The 18091-nt window shown below is 62.9% G+C and carries 16 protein-coding genes; 15 read left to right on the plus strand and 1 reads right to left on the minus strand.

Translation table 11 applies throughout. The features are described from left to right. Nucleotides 1-218 precede the first annotated feature (218 nt). A complete protein-coding gene (gene ilvD, locus CSQ85_RS04020; RefSeq protein ID WP_107040789.1) occupies nucleotides 219-2084 on the plus strand; it encodes a dihydroxy-acid dehydratase in 1866 nt (621 codons plus the stop codon). A 130-nt stretch (nucleotides 2085-2214) separates the two neighbouring features. Here the strand turns inward: ilvD and CSQ85_RS04025 are convergent, their stop codons facing one another. Continuing rightward, the gene (locus CSQ85_RS04025; protein ID WP_150382939.1) at nucleotides 2215-2580 is read right to left on the minus strand and encodes a phage holin family protein; all 366 of its coding nucleotides are present in this window, start codon (nucleotides 2578-2580) and stop codon (nucleotides 2215-2217) included. A gap of 410 nt (nucleotides 2581-2990) precedes the next feature. Between CSQ85_RS04025 and CSQ85_RS04030 the strand changes: the two genes are divergently transcribed. The 14 genes from CSQ85_RS04030 (at nucleotide 2991) to CSQ85_RS04090 (ending at nucleotide 18087) form a co-directional block, all read left to right on the plus strand. Further along, nucleotides 2991-4097, plus strand: a complete 1107-nt coding sequence (locus CSQ85_RS04030; protein ID WP_150382940.1) for a LacI family DNA-binding transcriptional regulator — start codon at nucleotides 2991-2993, stop codon at nucleotides 4095-4097. A gap of 435 nt (nucleotides 4098-4532) precedes the next feature. Then, nucleotides 4533-5879 (plus strand): MFS transporter, encoded by a 1347-nt coding sequence (locus tag CSQ85_RS04035; protein WP_150382941.1) that lies wholly within the window; start codon nucleotides 4533-4535, stop codon nucleotides 5877-5879. Nucleotides 5880-5991: 112 nt separating this feature from the next. Next, nucleotides 5992-7593, plus strand: a complete 1602-nt coding sequence (locus tag CSQ85_RS04040; RefSeq protein WP_150382942.1) for a glycoside hydrolase family 32 protein — start codon at nucleotides 5992-5994, stop codon at nucleotides 7591-7593. A 274-nt stretch (nucleotides 7594-7867) separates the two neighbouring features. Continuing rightward, nucleotides 7868-8956 carry an ABC transporter substrate-binding protein gene (locus CSQ85_RS04045; RefSeq protein WP_150383054.1) on the plus strand — a complete coding sequence of 363 codons (1089 nt, stop codon included), beginning with the start codon at nucleotides 7868-7870 and terminating at the stop codon, nucleotides 8954-8956. 33 nt (nucleotides 8957-8989) lie between these two features. Next, on the plus strand, nucleotides 8990-9766 hold the full coding sequence (locus tag CSQ85_RS04050; protein ID WP_150382943.1) for an ABC transporter permease: 777 nt from the start codon (nucleotides 8990-8992) through the stop codon (nucleotides 9764-9766). Nucleotides 9767-9961: 195 nt separating this feature from the next. Beyond that, the gene (locus CSQ85_RS13015; RefSeq protein ID WP_190972878.1) at nucleotides 9962-10114 is read left to right on the plus strand and encodes a hypothetical protein; all 153 of its coding nucleotides are present in this window, start codon (nucleotides 9962-9964) and stop codon (nucleotides 10112-10114) included. Between the two features lie 166 nt (nucleotides 10115-10280). Next, nucleotides 10281-10502, plus strand: coding sequence for a helix-turn-helix domain-containing protein (locus CSQ85_RS04055; protein ID WP_223846822.1), 222 nt, complete (start codon nucleotides 10281-10283; stop codon nucleotides 10500-10502). Between the two features lie 242 nt (nucleotides 10503-10744). Next, on the plus strand, nucleotides 10745-11530 hold the full coding sequence (locus CSQ85_RS04060; RefSeq protein ID WP_190972879.1) for a LytR/AlgR family response regulator transcription factor: 786 nt from the start codon (nucleotides 10745-10747) through the stop codon (nucleotides 11528-11530). A 157-nt stretch (nucleotides 11531-11687) separates the two neighbouring features. Continuing rightward, complete coding sequence (locus CSQ85_RS04065) at nucleotides 11688-13250, plus strand: Hsp70 family protein (protein ID WP_150382945.1); 1563 nt, start codon at nucleotides 11688-11690, stop codon at nucleotides 13248-13250. A 67-nt stretch (nucleotides 13251-13317) separates the two neighbouring features. Beyond that, on the plus strand, nucleotides 13318-14604 hold the full coding sequence (locus tag CSQ85_RS04070) for a zinc-ribbon domain-containing protein (RefSeq protein ID WP_150383056.1): 1287 nt from the start codon (nucleotides 13318-13320) through the stop codon (nucleotides 14602-14604). A 22-nt stretch (nucleotides 14605-14626) separates the two neighbouring features. Beyond that, nucleotides 14627-15088, plus strand: coding sequence for a nucleotide exchange factor GrpE (gene grpE / locus CSQ85_RS04075; protein ID WP_190972880.1), 462 nt, complete (start codon nucleotides 14627-14629; stop codon nucleotides 15086-15088). Between the two features lie 4 nt (nucleotides 15089-15092). Next, nucleotides 15093-17453: an FtsK/SpoIIIE domain-containing protein gene (locus CSQ85_RS04080; RefSeq protein WP_150382947.1), complete on the plus strand. Its 2361-nt coding sequence runs from the start codon at nucleotides 15093-15095 to the stop codon at nucleotides 17451-17453. A gap of 70 nt (nucleotides 17454-17523) precedes the next feature. Further along, the gene (locus CSQ85_RS04085) at nucleotides 17524-17775 is read left to right on the plus strand and encodes a hypothetical protein (RefSeq protein ID WP_150382948.1); all 252 of its coding nucleotides are present in this window, start codon (nucleotides 17524-17526) and stop codon (nucleotides 17773-17775) included. A 45-nt stretch (nucleotides 17776-17820) separates the two neighbouring features. After that, on the plus strand, nucleotides 17821-18087 hold the full coding sequence (locus tag CSQ85_RS04090) for a hypothetical protein (RefSeq protein ID WP_150382949.1): 267 nt from the start codon (nucleotides 17821-17823) through the stop codon (nucleotides 18085-18087). Nucleotides 18088-18091: the final 4 nt, after the last annotated feature.

Consider the following 18091-nt stretch of genomic DNA (forward strand, 5'->3'; position numbering starts at 1 on the left):
TGAGCCGATCGCACACCATCGCACAAACGCACAACAGGGGATGCCCCGGAATTCCAACGTTCCAGAGCATCCCCTGTTCGATTGAGGCCGAAAAGGCCTCACACGTTTCTTACTGAGAACGATTCGCTGCACGCGGACCCGCAAGGTAACATCCTCGTGAATTCCACATACTGACTCTTGACAAAAACCGTGTCCCGATTAGGGACTTGAATGGAAGCATGACTGAAATGCGATCTGCAAAACTCATGTCGGGCCGCGTCTTCGCAGGCGCCCGAGCCCTCTACCGCGCCGCCGGCGTCAGCGGCGACGACATGGGCAGGAAGCCCATCATCGCCATCGCCAACTCCTTCGACGAGTTCCTTCCCGGCCACGTCCACCTCAACAAGGTCGGCCGCATCGTCTCCGAGGCCATCAAGGAGGCCGGCGGCATCCCCCGCGAGTTCAACACCATGGCCGTCGACGACGGCATCGCCATGGGCCACACCGGCATGCTGTACTCCCTGCCCTCCCGCGACATCATCGCGGACACCGTCGAATACCAGTGCAACGCGCACTGCGCCGACGCCCTGATCTGCATCCCGAACTGCGACAAGGTCGTCCCCGGCATGCTGATGGCCGCCCTGCGCCTCAACATCCCGACCGTGTTCGTCTCCGGCGGCCCGATGGAGGCCGGCACCACCGTCCTCGCCGACGGCACCGTCAAGAAGAACACCGACCTCATCTCCGTGATGTACGCCTCCGCCGACGACAACGTCTCCGAGGAGGACCTGCTCAACTACGAGAAGACCGTCTGCCCGACCTGCGGCTCCTGCGCCGGCATGTTCACCGCCAACTCGATGAACTGCCTGACCGAGGCCATCGGCCTCGCGCTGCCCGGCAACGGCACGATCCTCGCCTCCCACGGCTTCCGCAAGGAGCTGTTCCGCAAGGCCGCGCGCCAGGTCGTCAAGATCGCCAACCAGTACTACAAGGACGACGACGATTCCGTGCTGCCGCGCTCCATCGCCACCAAGGAGGCGTTCGAGAACGCGATGACGATGGACGTCGCGATGGGCGGCTCCACCAACACCGTGCTGCACATCCTCGCGATGGCGCAGTCCGCGGACGTCGACTTCACGCTCGACGACATCGAGCGCATCTCCCACACCGTGCCGTGCATCTGCAAGGCCGCGCCGTCCGGCAAGTGGGAGATCTCCGACGTGCACCGCGCGGGCGGCATCTGCGGCATCCTCGGCGAGCTCGACCGCGCCGGCAAGCTGCACAGGAACGTCCATTCGATCGACTACCCGACGCTCGAGGACAAGCTCGCCGACTGGGACATCATGCGCGACACCTGCACCGAGGAAGCCAAGACCATGTACCACGCGGCGCCGGGCCACATCATCTCCCCCGAGCCGTGGACGCACGAGACCCTGTTCGACTCCCTCGACACCGACCGCGTCAACGGCGCGATCCACGACATCGACCACCCGGAGATCCACGAGGGCGGCCTCGCCGTGCTGCGCGGCAACCTCGCGCCCGACGGCTGCGTCGTCAAGACCGCCGGCGTGCCGCAGGAGATCTGGAAGTTCCGCGGACCGGCGCTGGTCGTCGAGTCCCAGGAGGAGGCCATCAAGGTCATCCTCGACGACACGCTGAAGCCGGGCATGGCGCTCGTGATCCGCTACGAGGGTCCGAAGGGCGGCCCGGGCATGCAGGAGATGCTCTATCCGACCTCCTTCGTCAAGGGCAAGGGCATCGGCAAGCAGGTGGCCATGCTCACCGACGGCCGCTACTCCGGCGGCTCCTCCGGCCTCGCGATCGGCCACATGGCCCCGGAGGCCGCAAACAAGGGCCCGGTGGCGCTCATCAAGAACGGCGACATCATCGACATCGACATCGAGGCCCGTTCCGTCAACGTCGAGCTGACCGACGAGCAGCTGGCGGAGCGCCGCCGCGAGCTCGAGGCCGGCGATGGCTACGTCGCGCACCGCGACCGCAAGGTGAGCCAGGCCCTCAAGGCCTACGCCGCCTTCGCCCGCTCCGCGGACAAGGGCGCGACCCGCGATCCGGAGCTCATCAACAAGCTCTCCGGCCTCGCCTGATCGGCATCGCCCGGAATCGTAAGCGAAAAGCCCGTGGCTCATTCCCGATGAATGAGCCACGGGCTTTTATGCCGCATGCGCCATATGTCATAGCCGGCCGCCACAGGCCGCCGATTCCGTCAGAGGCGCATCACTCGCCGACGATCGAGCCGACGATGCCGGAGACGATGGCCATGATGATCGAGCCGATCGTCGCCCACAGGAATCCGTGCACGTACACGCCCACGCCGAACAGGCCCAGCGCGAGCCACGAGGCCAGCCGCATGCACAGCCAATTGACCACCAGATAGAAGACGCCGAACGTGAGGACCGTGATCGGCAGGGAGACCAGGTGCATCAGCGGCTTGACCGAGGCGTTGATCAGCGCCATGAACAGGGAGAACGCGGCGACGCCGAGGATCGGCGGCTCCCCCACCGTCGTCATGCCGGGCAGCAGCACCACCATCACCGCGGCCGCCACGGTGAGGATCAGCCATTGTGTCAGAAAGCTTCTCATGCCCCCATGCTATCCGCGGGGCCGGCAGGGTACGGCCTGACAGGCCCTTGTTTCACACAAGCCCCTCTCTCCGCGGCCACCGGTGACCGCCAACCACCGAATGCATCGGCCCATGCGAGAGACACCCGTCACACCGTGACAGCGACCTCTCGCCGACGACCCGTATCCGGGAGATTCCCGTCATGACCTGACGCACGTCTCTCGCTGAGAGGCTCCCCGGCGAGAGATATGCGTCACATGGAAACCGGTATCTCCCGCTGACACGCCATACGCGGGAGATTCCCGGCACATCGCAACGGTTGTCTCCCGCAACAGGGCATCCCCCACACACGATCCACGCCATATGTACGGATGTACGCATGGCGAGCCGTACGGGGGAACGCCCGTCTATGCGGTGTATCGTTTGACGTATGGTTACGATGAAGCAGATCGCGCAGGAGACGGGGGTTTCGGTTTCGACGGTGTCGCTGGTGATGAACCACCGCGACGAGGGGCGCGTCAAGCCGGCGATCGCCTCGCATGTGCGCGCGGTGGCCGACCGGCTCGGCTACAGGGTCAACCCGATGGCGAGCTCCCTGCGCACGAACCGCACGCACATCCTCGGCTTCATCAGCGAGGAGGTCGCCACCACCCCGTACGCCGGCGGCATGATCCTCGGCGCGCAGTCGGCGGCCAGCCAGTACGGCTACATGCTCATCACCGTGAGCACCGACGGCGACATGGACGAGGATGACGAGATCGCCGCCCTGAAACGCTACGGCGCCGATGGGTTCCTGTACGCGAAGATGTCGAATCGCGTCACCCGGGTGCCGCGTTCGCTCGCAGACCTGCCGATCGTGCTGGTCGACGCCACGGACGAGGCAGGCGCGGACGGGACGATCGCCGGGACGACATCTGATGCGACCGACGGGACCACGCCCACCTCCCCCACGCCCAGCGTCGAACCGGACGAGTTCCACATCGGCTACGACGCGACCCGACGGCTCATCGACGCCGACTGCGAGCGCATCGCGTACATCGGATGCAGCGAGGACATGATCGCGCAGCACGGCAGGCTCGCCGGCTACCGCGCCGCGCTCGAGGACGTCGGGCGCAAACCCGACGACCGGCTCATCGTCAACGTGCTCAACAACGGCCCGGCGCTCGCGGCCGTCTCCGACCTGTTCGACTGGGAGCGGCCGGACGGGTTCTTCTGCTTCAACGACGCGCGCGCCTGGTACGTGTACGAGTGCGCGGCGAGGCGCGGGATGACGGTGGGACGCGACCTGTCCGTCGTGGGCGTCGACAACCACCGCGTGTTCGCCGAGACCCTCTCCCCGCAGCTGACGACGATCGAGCTGCCGCATTTCGAGATGGGCTACTGGGCGGCGGCGAAGCTGATCTCGCTGATCGAGGGGCGTACGCTCGACGAGGGCGAGTGGCCGAGGACGACCGCGCCGATGCCGCCGCTCGACGCCCCGGTCCCGGCGAAGATCCACTGCACCCTGATCGAGAAGGAGTCGGTCAGAAGGGGCTGAGCCGGGGTTCGGCGTTGGAGGGTTCGCATCACATCGACCACCCCTCAGTCCGCTTCGCGGCCAGCTCCCCTGACAAGGGGAGCCGTACATGAGCGCAATCGCGACACGCCGGGGCGGCGTCGAACGCGATGTCGAACCGGTTCGCAAAACGGCGTTATATCAATCGTTTGACGTGTTGCCGTCATTGAACTGGAAACGATTTACATAGAACGTTTGACGTAAATCGTTTGACACGTTATAGTGAAAGCACATCAACACGATTCCCCACACGGCGTGGCAGCCGCGGGAGGAACCCCGCCGGACCGATGACGGACATCGCAACGACACCGCGACGCGACGACACCAGCCCGGCACCGGCAACACACCGACAACACGGCATACGCCATACACGGCCATCCGCACGGCAGCGGGTGGGAGAGACAAGGGAAAACACACATGGCAAGCTCATCCAAGTCCGCATGGAGGAACCCCTCCTATCTGCAGAGCTCCTTCGGCATCTTCATGTTCTTCTGCTCCTGGGGCATCTGGTGGTCCTTCTTCTCGAGGTGGCTGACCGACCCGACGCACGGCCTCGGCATGACCTCCGCCGAGCAGGGCCAGATCTACTCGATCAACTCGCTGGCCACGCTGATCATCATGTTCGTCTACGGCGTGATCCAGGATCAGCTCGGCATCAAGCGCAAGCTGGTCGTCTTCATCTCGATCATCGCCGCGCTGGTCGGCCCGTTCGTCCAGTTCATCTACATGCCGATGCTCACCGCCGGCGGCACCACGCGCTTCCTGGGCGTCCTGATCGGCTCGATCGTCCTGTCCGCGGGCTTCATGTCCGGCTGCTCCCTGTTCGAGGCGATCACCGAACGCTACTCGCGCAAGTTCGGCTTCGAGTACGGCCAGTCCCGCGCCTGGGGCTCCTTCGGCTACGCGATCGTCGCCCTGTGCGCCGGCTTCCTGTTCAACATCAACCCGCTGATCAACTTCTGGGTCGGCTCCGCCTGCGGCCTCGGCATGCTCCTCATCTACGCCTTCTGGATCCCGTCCGAACAGCGTGAGGAGCTCAAGAAGGAAGCTGATCCGAACGCCGCCCCGACCAACCCGTCCTTCAAGGAGATGCTCGGCGTCCTCAAGATGCCGACCCTGTGGATCCTCGTCGTCTTCATGCTCTTCACCAACACCTTCTACGTGGTGTTCGACCAGCAGATGTTCCCGAACTACTACGCCGGCCTGTTCCCGACCACCGAGATGGGCAACAGCACCTACGGCGTGCTCAACAGCTTCCAGGTCTTCCTCGAGTCCGCGATGATGGGCGTCGTGCCGATCATCATGAAGAAGATCGGCGTGCGCAACGCCCTGTTGCTCGGCGCGTTCGTCATGTTCGCCCGCATCGGCCTGTGCGGCGTGTTCCACGACCCGGTCACCGTCTCCATCGTCAAGCTGTTCCACTCCATCGAGGTGCCGCTGTTCTGCCTGCCGGCGTTCCGCTACTTCACCTTGCACTTCGACACCAAGCTGTCCGCGACGCTGTACATGGTCGGCTTCCAGATCGCCTCGCAGATCGGCCAGGTCATCTTCTCCACCCCGATGGGCGCCTTCCACGACTACATGGCCGCCCTCATGCCGGCCAACGACATGGGCTCCCGCGTGACCTTCTGGGTGATTTCCGGCATCGTCCTGCTCGCCCTGATCTACGGCTTCTTCATCATCAAGAAGGACGATCAGGAGGTCGGCGGCGACCCGTTCTACACCGATCGTCAGCTCAAGGCCATGGAGGCCGCCAAGGCCTGATCGCGCACCAGACTTGCGTCCGGCCGTGACGGTTCCCCCTTCCCCGTCCGGCCGGGCGCAATCCCACATCCTCCCCAAAACTCCCCGCATCACACCATCACAAGGAAGTGCCATGACCGACCACAACGCAACCACCGCAACCACCGATTTCACCCCCGCCTCCCCCGTGCTCACCCCGATCCGAGACCACGCCGCCGAACTCTCCAAGGCCGAGGCGGGCGTCGCCGCGCTGGCCGCCAAGCGCGACGACCGCTGGTACCCGAAGTTCCACATCGCCTCGAACGGCGGCTGGATCAACGACCCGAACGGCCTGACCTACTACAAGGGCCGCTGGCACGTCTTCTACCAGCTCCACCCGTACGGCACCCAGTGGGGTCCTATGCACTGGGGCCACGTCTCCTCGGTCGACATGGTCAACTGGAAGCGCGAGCCGATCATGTTCGCCCCCTCGCTCGAGCAGGAGAAGGACGGCGTGTTCTCCGGCTCCGCCGTGATCGACGACAACGGCGATCTCAGGTTCTACTACACCGGCCACCGCTGGGCCAACGGCCACGACAACACCGGCGGCGACTGGCAGGTCCAGATGCTCGCCACCCCGGACAACGACGAACTCACCTCCGCCACCAAGCGGGGCATGATCATCGACTGCCCGACCGACAAGGTCGACCACCACTACCGCGACCCGAAGGTGTGGAAGACCGGCGACAAGTGGTACATGACCTTCGGCGTCTCCTCCGCCGAGCGCCGCGGCCAGATGTGGCTGTTCTCCTCCGACGACATGGTGTGCTGGACCTACGAGCGCGTGCTGTTCGAGCACCCGGACCCGGACGTGTTCATGCTCGAGTGCCCCGACTTCTTCCCGATTCGTGACGAGCACGGCACCACCAAGTGGGTCATCGGCTTCTCCGCGATGGGCTCGAAACCGAAGGGCTTCATGAACCGCAACGTCAACAACGCCGGCTACATGATCGGCACCTGGGAGCCGGGCGAGGCGTTCCAGCCCGAGACCGAGTTCCGCCTGTGGGATTGCGGCCACAACTACTACGCGCCGCAGTCGTTCCACGTCGACGGCCCGGAGCACGGCGGCGAGGGCCGCCAGATCGTCTACGGATGGATGAGCCCGTTCGTCCAGCCGATCCCGATGGAGGAGGACGGCTGGTGCGGCCAGCTGACCCTGCCGCGCGAGATCACCCTGCGCGACGGCGACGTCGTCACCGCGCCGGTCGCCGAAATGGAGGGCCTACGCACCGACACGTTCGATCACGGCGCGATCACGCTCGACATGGACGGCGAGCGCACGATCGCCGACGACGCCGAGGCCGTGGAGATCGAGATGACGATCGACCTCGACGCCTCCACCGCCGAGCGCGCGGGTCTGCGCGTCCACGCGACCGAGGACGGCGCGTACACGTCCGTCGCGTACGACGACCAGCTGGGCGCGGTGGTCGTGGACCGCGGGGCGATGCGGCACGGCGATCGCGGCTACCGCGTCGCCCCGCTGACCGAGGCCGAGCTCACCTCCGGCAGGCTCGAGCTGCGCGTGTTCGTCGACCGCGGCTCGGTCGAGGTGTACGTCAACGGCGGCCGACAGGTGCTGAGCTCCTACTCGTACGCCTCCGAGGGGCCGCGCGCGATCCGTCTCGCCGCCGAATCCGGCTCGCTCAAGGTCGACTCGCTGAAGCTCCATCACCTGAAGTCCATCGGACTGGAGTGAGCCGGAAACTGGCTGACTCCCCTTCACGGCAACGCCCCCAAGTATGCGCCGACGTCGACTCCGCACGTCCGTCTATACTTGGGGGCGTTCGCGCGGTTGGTGGCAGCAACCGTGCCCACGACATTGGCAGACCCATCCCGCATCACCCGGCACGACATGGCCGGCGTCGGGATGGTCGGTCCGGTGTCTCGCGCGGGCTCCTCACCTTCCCGCCTTCCGAGCGCCGGACATAAGGCGCGTGTCACCCACGCGCGGAAAGCAAGGTGATATGAAGATGAAGAAGATCGGTTTCAAGCGGGCCCTCGCCCCTGTCGCGGCGGCCATCGGCGCCGTCGCCCTCGTGTTCTCCGTGGCCGCATGCGGCTCGTCCAACGGTTCGACCGGCGCCTCCGGCTCCACTGCCGACGGCGGCTCCGAGTCCACGCCGACCGTCTCGTTCATGCTCGACTGGACGCCGAACACGAACCACATCGGTCTGTACGTGGCCCAGAAGCTCGGCTACTACAAGGACGCCGGCGTCAACGTGAAGATCCTGCCGACCGCGCAGGCCGGCGCCGAAACCAGCGTGGAGAACGGCGTCGCCAACGTCGGCTTCACGACGCTGAGCAACGTGGCCGCGTTCAACTCGCAGGGCGCGAACCTCAAGTTCGTGTTCGACCTGACCCAGAAGCCGGTGGCCCGCTGGTGCGCACTGGCCTCCCGCACCGACATCAAGACCCCGAAGGACCTATCCGGCAAGACGTTCGTGAGCTTCGGCTCGGCCGAGCAGACCGCCGTCGTCCAGCAGATGATCAAGTACGCGGGCGGCACCGGCGAGATCAAGACCGCCACCGCCGGCACGAACACGTTCGAGACCCTCACCAGCGGCAAGGGTGATTTCGGCGGATTCTACGTGACCTGGGAGGGCGTGGAGAGCGAGCTCAACGGCCCGGCCCTCAACTGCTTCGTCGCCTCCGACTGGGGCGTGCCCGGCAACCCGGACCAGCTCGGCTTCGCCGTGAAGTCCGACTGGCTCAAGGATTCGAAGAACGCCGACGCGCTCAAGAAGTTCATCGAGGCCACGAAGAAGGGCTACGACTACGCGCTCGCCAACCCGGACAAGGCCGCGGGCATCCTCGTCGACGAGGCCAAGGAGGCACAGCTCGACTCCAAGCTGACCACCACCTCGATGGAGGAGATCGCCAAGAACGGCTACTGGACCACCGACGACCCGAAGTCGCTGCCCGGCACCGTGAACTTCGACGACGCGCAGCCGTACCTCGACTTCCAGTACAAGGCCGGCACCTACAAGGACAAGGACGGCAAGGACCCGGCCGAGGCGCCGCAGGCCAAGGATCTCGCCACGAACGACTACGTCTCCTGACCCTCGTTTAGGCTCTCGTCCAAGTTCTCATCCATGGATAACCTCCGCTCCTGGCTGGCGCGCGTCGCGCCGCCGGCCATCACCATCGGCGGCCTCCTGATCATCTGGGAGGCCGCCGTTCGCGCCGGGCACATCTCCGAGCGCGTGCTCGCCTCCCCCACGCAGATCGTCGCCTCGATGGTCGACACATGGCCCGACCTCATGACGGCCGCGTCGATCACCACGTACGAGGGGCTCACCGGCTTCACGATCGCGATCGTCGCGGGCGTCCTGATCGGCATCGGCCTGTACGTCTCGAAGACGCTGTACCGCGCGTTCTACCCGCTGCTGGCGGCCGCGCAGACGATCCCGCTCATCACGGTCGCCCCGCTGTTCATGATCTGGTTCGGCTTCGAACCGCTCGGCAAGATCGTCATCGTCGCCGTGTTCGGCGTGTTCCCGATCGCCGTGCAGACCGCGCGCGGACTGACTGCGGTGCCTGGCTTCTACGAGGACGTGGCGCTGACGTGCGGAGCGACGCGCGTGTGGACCCTGTGGCATGTGAAGCTCAGGGTCGCGGCGCGCCAGATCTTCGGCGGCGTGCGCATCTCCGCCGCCTACATCTTCGGCACGGCCGCGACCGCCGAGTATCTGGGGGCGATGAACGGCCTCGGCATCTGGCTGCAGGCCGCGTTCAACTCGTTCCGCACGCCCCTGATCTTCTCCGCGACGGTCGTCGTGATCGCCGAGACCGCGATCCTCCTCGGCGCGATCTCACTGGTCGAGCGCCTCCTGCTCGGCGACGGCAAGGACGAGGACCTCGACCAGTAGGGTCCGTTCTACACGCCGCGAATCCATGCATGATCACAGACCCCAGACCATAACTCCACCGCGGTGAGACGACGCTCATTTATGACGGCCATGGCATCGTTTCCGACGTCATCAGTGCGTTTAGCGCTCCGGCTCCATACTCTGACTCTTGGTACGGGAAATCCCCCATACCAACCTGATCGGAAGGAGGCTGACATGCCTGACATTCGCGACGAAGATGGCTGGTACGCCGGTCATATCGATGACGACGGCACGATCCGCGACAAGGACGGATGGATCGCCGGCAGCATCGATGACGACGGCACGATCCGCGACAAGGACGGATGGATCGCCGGCAGCATCAACTGAGCATCTCGACGCGTCGCTGCCGAATGAGCAACAAGCAAGTGCGGTTCGGCGACGACCGGTACACCTGAGGGGTCAGGAACGCAAATAGCACGTTCCTGATCCCTCATTCAAAAATGCTAACTGCTAGTTAGTGGTAAAATCAGCGCCGCTCATTTTGCATATAGCTGTGCAAACTGACGGTTATCACGACTTCCTGCTGTCCATTGGCGACAACATCCGCGCCGCGCGCAAGGCCAAGGGCTATTCCCAGGAGAAACTGGCCGAATTGAGTGGGCTCGACCGGGTCTCCGTCGGATATATAGAGCAGGGCCGCAGGTCACCCAAGCTGCTGACGCTGTATACGTTCGCCTCGGTTCTGGACGTCCATGTGAAGGACTTCTTCGCCTAGGAACCTCGCCACCAGGGACCTGACATTCGACTTCGACGACGAAGCCATCGATGTCGCCGCTTTCTGCTAACTGCTAGTTAGCAGAAAGCATGAGCGGGAAACCATGCACATCGATCGCGAACGCATCGTTTCTTACACCAGTGCCGGCGATTATTACCTCGCCCCATCGCACTGCGCAACGGCAATTTACGATCAATACGTCATATCCGAGGAGCGGGGAGAGAGCACGAGGAGCGGGCGATATGGGACAAGCACCATCGGAAGTCTCCTTTTGCGTGGCCGTGGTGGACAGTGACGATCAGGAACGTTCCCGACTGGAAAAGACGATACAGCGGATCAGCCTTCCGGCGACGACGGGACTCGTCTCCCCGCTGTCGCTGCTCGGCGCATCATCCGATTCGAACACCATCCGATTCCGCACCACGTCATTCGCCTCGATCGCCGCGCTGGAAACGGCACTGACATCGAACTCGTACAGCATCGCCGTCATCGATCTGCATCCGGGTGATTCCGCGGATAGCATCACGGCGGTGCAACGCCTGTTCCCCGACGGCTCCGACTGCCGGATCATCTACATCACGGACATCGAGGATTACGACGCCCGGATCTACGAGACCGAACACACCTATTGCCTGATCCGCCCCATCGACGACGACGAGATCACCGCCGCGCTCACCCGCGCGGTCCTGCAATTGACCGGGCAAGCGGGACTGCCCATCATCGTGCCTTCCGGCAACATCATGTACGTGCTGGACCCCGGCGAAATCCGCTATATCGAAAGCAACCTCCGAGTGCTGCACATCCATGCGAGGATGACCATCACCCTCTACGCGACGATCACGCAATTCGGCGCGCTCCTGCCCGGGTACTTCCTGCAATGCCATAAGAGCTTCCTCGTCAACATGAAATTCGTCAAGGTCGCGACCCGCGACCGCATCATATTGCTGACCGGCGAGTCGATCCCGATCAGCCAGCGCCGGCGCAACAACGTCAGACAGCATCTGCATGCGTTCATCCGCGGCATCTGACCCTCGGCATCCGGCAGGACCATACGTCCGTTGCAGGCGACCGGTGCAAAAATTACGCAGAACCCATCACTCCTGTCGTTCAGGGAACGCCGGCGCCGCTTCCACCCTACCGTAGGAAGCAATCGCTCGGATAGCGGGAGGAAGAAGGGAGCGTCCGATGGCTGTTATCGGCATAGATCTGGGGACCACGTACTCGGCGGCCGCGATATCCCGTGACGGATACAGCGCGCAGGTGCTGCCCAATCAGGAGGGGAAGAACACCACACCGTCGGTCGTGTTCTTCCCCGACACCGATCAGGGCAACGAGGAGCCGCTGGTCGGCGAGATGGCGAAGAACTCCGCGGCCTCCGCCCCGTACAACGTCGTGCAGTTCATCAAACGCCAGATGGGCGACCCGGATTTCAGGGTCCAGACCCCGAACGGCACGGTGTTCCGCCCCGAGGAGATCTCGGCGTTGATCCTCAAATACATCCGCCAGTATTCCGAACTGGCGTTGGGCGAGCCCGTCCACGACGCCGTGATCACCGTTCCCGCGTATTTCGATGATGCGCGCCGCACAGCGACCAAGCAGGCCGGCGCAATCGCAGGGTTCAACGTACTGGGCGTCATCAACGAACCGACCGCGGCGGCCATCGCCTACGGACTCGCGTCGCACAACTCCGGTCGCGTGCTGGTCTATGACCTGGGAGGCGGCACATTTGACGTGACGTTGATGGACATACACGACGGCTCGTTCAACGTCATCGCCACCGGCGGCGACTCCCACCTTGGAGGGTTCGATTTCGACGGCGAGCTCAGTCGTCTCATCATCGACGATCTGGCCTCGCAGGGGTATACGGTCGACGAGTTCGACGACCGGCTCAACGCCGAGATCGGAGAAAAGGCCGAGATCCTCAAACGCGGTCTGACCAATGTGGAGCAGAGCACCGCGATCTTCTCCATCGACCACAAGATATACCGGGTGCGCGTCACACGGGACCAGTTCGAACAGGCCACCCGTTCGCTACTGAACCGCACGCGCGAACTGTTGGAGACCATGATGGAGGAACAGCACTGCACATGGTCGGACGTCGATTACCTGCTCATGATCGGCGGTTCGACCCGCATGCCGATGGTGCGCACGATGCTGGAGGCAATATCCGGCCGCACGCTCAAATACGAGATCGACCCTGACACCGCGGTGGCGGAAGGCGCTGCGATCTACGCGGCCAATCTGGCCACGACAGCCTCCTCCGGCACCGACGCCGGATCCGCCGTCGTCCCGACGACGGGAGGCGGCACGAACGCCGGAACGACGATCGCCATCTCCGACGTCACATCCCAGTCATTGGGCGTGAAGGCACTGGGCAAAGACGGAATCGCCTACAACGACATCATCATCCCTCACAACACGACGATTCCGGCAAAACACTCCAAAGAGTACAGCACGATCATAGACAACCAGACGGCGATCAAGGTGGAGGTCACTGAAGGCGACGACACCGATCTTGACTATGTCACCATCATCGGGTCGAAGACGCTTCCCATCCCTCCCCATCCGAAAGGCTCACCGGTGAAGATCACCTTCGCCTATGACATCGACCAGACCGTGTTCGTCGAAGTCGAGGACCTGACCGACGGCACATCACTCGGGCAGTTCGACATCGACCGAACCTCGAACCTGTCGGATCACGAGGTCGACGGACTCATCAGGAAGATCGGCGGCATGCCCGTCGAGTGACCGCGCCGAGCAATCGACATCACGATCCACAAGCGCTCAACCAACAGATCAGAGAAGGAGCAACATCATGTACTGCAGATCATGCGGAGCCCAAATGGAGGATACGGCGAAGTTCTGCGCCAAATGCGGCACACCGGTCACCGCGGCCGCGTCCCCGAAGCCGACCGCGACGGCGTCGGGCGGCAAACGGGACGAACTGACGGAGAACTACTACCAGCTATTGGAGATTCCGCAGAATGCCGACGACCAGCAAATCAAGGACGCACTCAGGAAGGCGCGCGTCCAATGGTCCAAACGCGCCGGTATGCGCGGCCCGATGGGCTCTTATAGTGTGGCGGTCGTAAAAAGACTCGACGAAGCGGAGAAGACTCTGCTGGACCCCACAGCCCGTGCGGAGTACGACAAGAGCCTGCTCGGCGAGCCCGCGCCCGCGGACGAGGTGCGCGTTGTCTCCCCGTGGGCCGAAAAGGCACGAGACTACATAGAAGATCAGGATTGGGAAATGGCCAAAGAGGCCGTAGAGAAAGCCATCAGTCAGGATCCTGAACTACGTACCACTTGGATATTCGCAGCCACAATCTATCTTCATCTTGGCTACTACGACGAGGCCGATAATGCCGCCAGAAAGCTCCTGCTGATTTCTCCGGACTCCCTCGCCTATGAGGTACGCGGCGATGTGCTGTTCGATTCCAAACACCGTTTCGATGAGGCAAGGACCCAGTACGAGAAGATGCGCGACTGCGCCCAACAGCAAGGCGACGATGGCGATGTCAAGACCGCGCAGGAGAAAATCGTGCTCTGCCAGGTCGCGCAGACCCTCGACCCAAAGGTGGTCGACTACCAGAACCGCATCGAATCATTCGACACCTCGGACGGACCGCGCGTCAGCGCACGCAACAAGGAGGCCATCGAGTCCTTCATCAGGGAAGGCAAATCGCTGCAGAATGAGATTCGCCGCGTGTACGGGCAGATCGACGATCCGTCCGAAATGTTCGCCAATTACCGCGATCGGGATCTCGCCCAAATCCAACAAACACTTGACGCACTGAACAGCTATTCAGCCGAGACCGAAGGTCTGCTCAAGAAACCGGCGACGATCATGGCCGTTATGGCCGGCATCGCGCTCGTCCTGGCAATCTTCTCACCGGGATTCAGCATCTTCGGAGCCATCGTTGAAGTGGTGGTGCTGAACTTCGTCATGTTCGGGGCACTGAGCTGGATGAACCGCAGTCCGAACTGCCTTGGCGAGCAAATCGGACTGATGCGTGTGTTCGGCATGTATTTCGTGTTCATCATCGCCCTCGTCATCGCCATCTCCATCGGATCGGGAATCCATGGCGCGTTCGCTTCCTGATCCACGAGATTCCCCTGCCGGGATGCCGGCGGCGCCTGCGGCTTCGACCACAAGCCCCGCCGGCATCCGGACCGACGAGGTCATCCTCAGTCGCATCGAGCAGCTGTCGGATCTCTTCCGGCGACGGTTGCTGGACGACCGGGCGAAGGCCAAGACGATCGCGTCGCTCACGGCGCAACTCGACGGCCTGCATCTGGCACCGCTGTGCCGTGAGTTCATCCTGCTGATCGACCGCATCGACGACAGCGACGACGATGTGGTCCGTTCGATACGAGACGAGATCCTCGGCATCCTGTCCCACTACGGACTCGAGCCTCTGTCCGCATCAGGACCGTTCGCCCCCGCTACGCAACGTGCGGTGGGCGTCGAACAGGTGTCGGACACGACGGTCCCGGACCGTTCGGTCATTCGAACCATACGCACCGGATACACGCTTAACGGCCTGCTGTTGCGGCCCACGGACGTCGTCATAGCCGAAAGGTGACATCATGGTGAATCTCAACGTCGCCCAGCGCATCCAACTGGGCACCCAAGGTCTGGTCCTCGATTGCGTGGGAGCGGGAAACCTGTGGGTGAACGAGGACTATTCGAATCGGGTGGTCCGGCTGACCCGCGAGATCATGATCCGGGCCCTGGCGGGCACCGCGCCGGGCGACTTGGAGATCACCGTGTTCGACTACAACCTGCGCGGAGTCGCAGCGCCGTTCTCCTCGCTGCAATCCGAACACCTGCTGCACATCCTGTCTTCCGAGGACGAGTTGCAGAGCTGTCTGGAATCGCTCAAACAGCATGTGCAGGGGGTCAACAACGTCATCCAAGGCAGACAGGAGACGCTGACCGCGTTCCGTCGGTCGATCGGCAAGGCGGTGGAGGGCTACAGGCTCGTCGTCATCGCGGCCGATCTCTACATGCTTGACGACCGGGTCAAGGAGTCATTGGCCATCCTGCTGACCGCAGGACCGGCGGCCGGCGTGAGCTTCGTCATCGTCTCCCCCACCGACGAACGATTCATCTTCCTGCAGGATCGCTGCCAGCTCATCCCCGACACCCTCGAATCAACATTGCAGGCGCCGGACATCATTCAGGTGTGCGACCGGCTCATCGACGCATACTCACGTTCGGTCATGGACCCGGTGCTGTTCACCGACATCGAGGATTGCGCGACGATGTGGAACGGCGACAGCACGGACGGCGTGACCTTCTCGATCGGCACATTCGGCACCGAAACCGTGCACATCACGATGGGATCCAACAAGGAGCAGCTGCACAACGCCATCGTCACCGGCGCGGTGGGACAGGGCAAGTCCAATCTGCTGGCGGTCATCATCCACAGCATGTGCCAGCGGTACTCGCCGCGGGAACTCGAACTGTACCTTCTGGACTTCAAGGAGGGCGTGACCCTTCAGGAGTACTCGAACATCGATCATCCCGAATACCTGCCCCACGCACGGGCCCTAGGTCTGGAAAGCGACGTGAGTTTCGGCATCGCGGTGCTTGACCACCTGTATCACGTCTATGAACGGCGGATGCGGTTGTTCAAACAGCATGGAGTACAGAACATCAAGCAGTACCGGGAGAAGACGCATGACGTACTGCCACGCATCATGGTGGTCATCGACGAGTTCCAGATGATGTTCGACGATCGGAGCATCGCGCCGGCCGTCCTGGCGAAGCTGTCCAGAAGCACGCGATTGTTCCGTGCGGCGGGCATCCATTTCATCCTCGCATCGCAGACCATCGCCAACGGCACCGTACTCGACAAGAACGCGGACATCTTCGCGCAGACGCCGATCCGCATCGCCCACCGCAACTCGATCCGCGAGTCAGAAGCGACGCTGGGCCTGGGCAACACGGCGGCGGCCGATCTGCATATGGGGCAGGCCATCGTCAACCTCGACTACGGCGCCATCGCCTCGAACCGGAAGGTGTCCGTGGCATGGGCTGACGATAAGTTGCTGTCCCAGCTGCGCCACACCTGGTGGATGCGGGCCAAGGATTCGACGGAGCCTCCATACGTGTTCGACGGGAACAAGACGATACGGCTCGACGATGTCCTGCCTCGCGTGCTGTCCAACCGGAACGGACGTCCCTCGTTCCTCGCCGGCGAGGAGATCACTGTGGACGGCCGTCTGCTCGATCTGCCTTTCGCTGAGGAATCGGGCCGCAACATCGCCATTCTCGGCGCCGGCACAAGCGGCGAGACCGATGACGACGGGCAGTCGGAGACAGACGACGGGCACGGTAACGCCGCCATCGGCATACTGCAGAACGCCGTTTTGTCGCTGGCATTGCGCAACACCACGGGCAATGCGTTGTTCATGATCTGCGACATGACCGACCCCGACACATCCCGGCGCAATGGCATGCCCGAGTTCCTGAGACTCATCACCGACATGGGCTTCGGGGTGCAGCAGCTCGACGCGGACGGATGGCGAACCATGGTCAAGGATCTGGCATCGGGCGACTCGCAGCTGACGGCGGACGGCGACATCGTCTACCTCATCGGCTTCTCCCTGGACAAAATCACCGACATGCCACGAGACTTCGGCAAACTCGCGTTGAACGGACCCGCCCACGGCGTGCATGTGCTGGGATGGTGGGTCAAGTCGAACATCTTCGAATCCCAGTTGGGCATGACCGGACCGTCCTGCTTCGACACGAAGATACTGCTCCGGCTTTCGGATCGCGAGGTGATCCACTTCGCCGGAACCGATGCGCCGAAGACCGGGCAGGACAACCGAGCCCTTGTGGTGGACAACGCGTATCTCAACCGACCGCTCAACGTGATACCGCTCGCCCCGGTGAACCAGCGAACCGCCACGCGAATCGTGTCGGTGTTGCGGGTCTGACCAATCAACGCACATCAACATTCATCATCACCATTACAGGACATATCAGGAAATTACGGAAGGAGTCCCAATGGACGATATTGATCCGATTATCGACGAAATCATTGAGGATCTGCGACATATCAATGCAGAAATCGTGAAACAACAGACATCGCTTGAACAGGATCTTTCGGCCGTGGGACAGGCGTTCAGCGGGCAAAGGAGCGATCAGGTCCAGGAATTCATCGAACTAATCGCGAAAACCCGAGATCTGTACTCTGAAGCCGGCGAAACCGCATGGTCTGCCAAGGAAGCTCTGGAAGAACTCAAGCAGCAGCTGTAGTTCAATGATACGACCACTTATACAACGCAACGAATGGAGCCAAACATGTCAGCACTTAGCGAACGCAACGAACTGCTCCGACAGGTACAGACAAACACCAAGGAAGGCGCAGAATCCGCGGGACAAGCCGAACAGCAATTTGAAAACCTCGCCTCACAGGCACAGTCGTCCATCGGCGACACCGATCTAGGCGACCGTGTAGTGTCCGTTCTGCAACAAGCCGCAGGCGAGATGAACGACATCATGAAGGCCCTCACTGACGCCAGCGAACAGATGGATACGTATCTCAAGGCCTTCGGATCCACCAAATAATCCG

The organism is Bifidobacterium rousetti (assembly GCF_008698235.1).
GTDB classification, from domain to species: Bacteria; Actinomycetota; Actinomycetes; order Actinomycetales; family Bifidobacteriaceae; genus Bifidobacterium; species Bifidobacterium rousetti.

Coding starts and splice junctions, on each gene's coding strand:
- CSQ85_RS13015 (WP_190972878.1), top strand. CDS start 9,962: ATGCCTGACATTCGCGACGAAGATGGCTGGTACGCCGGTCATATCGAT.
- CSQ85_RS04045 (WP_150383054.1), top strand. CDS start 7,868: ATGAAGAAGATCGGTTTCAAGCGGGCCCTCGCCCCTGTCGCGGCGGCC.
- CSQ85_RS04050 (WP_150382943.1), top strand. CDS start 8,990: ATGGATAACCTCCGCTCCTGGCTGGCGCGCGTCGCGCCGCCGGCCATC.
- ilvD (WP_107040789.1), top strand. CDS start 219: ATGACTGAAATGCGATCTGCAAAACTCATGTCGGGCCGCGTCTTCGCA.
- CSQ85_RS04090 (WP_150382949.1), top strand. CDS start 17,821: ATGTCAGCACTTAGCGAACGCAACGAACTGCTCCGACAGGTACAGACA.
- CSQ85_RS04085 (WP_150382948.1), top strand. CDS start 17,524: ATGGACGATATTGATCCGATTATCGACGAAATCATTGAGGATCTGCGA.
- CSQ85_RS04080 (WP_150382947.1), top strand. CDS start 15,093: ATGGTGAATCTCAACGTCGCCCAGCGCATCCAACTGGGCACCCAAGGT.
- CSQ85_RS04070 (WP_150383056.1), top strand. CDS start 13,318: ATGTACTGCAGATCATGCGGAGCCCAAATGGAGGATACGGCGAAGTTC.
- CSQ85_RS04040 (WP_150382942.1), top strand. CDS start 5,992: ATGACCGACCACAACGCAACCACCGCAACCACCGATTTCACCCCCGCC.
- CSQ85_RS04035 (WP_150382941.1), top strand. CDS start 4,533: ATGGCAAGCTCATCCAAGTCCGCATGGAGGAACCCCTCCTATCTGCAG.
- CSQ85_RS04030 (WP_150382940.1), top strand. CDS start 2,991: ATGGTTACGATGAAGCAGATCGCGCAGGAGACGGGGGTTTCGGTTTCG.
- CSQ85_RS04060 (WP_190972879.1), top strand. CDS start 10,745: ATGGGACAAGCACCATCGGAAGTCTCCTTTTGCGTGGCCGTGGTGGAC.
- CSQ85_RS04065 (WP_150382945.1), top strand. CDS start 11,688: ATGGCTGTTATCGGCATAGATCTGGGGACCACGTACTCGGCGGCCGCG.
- CSQ85_RS04025 (WP_150382939.1), bottom strand. CDS start 2,580: ATGAGAAGCTTTCTGACACAATGGCTGATCCTCACCGTGGCGGCCGCG.
- grpE (WP_190972880.1), top strand. CDS start 14,627: ATGCCGGCGGCGCCTGCGGCTTCGACCACAAGCCCCGCCGGCATCCGG.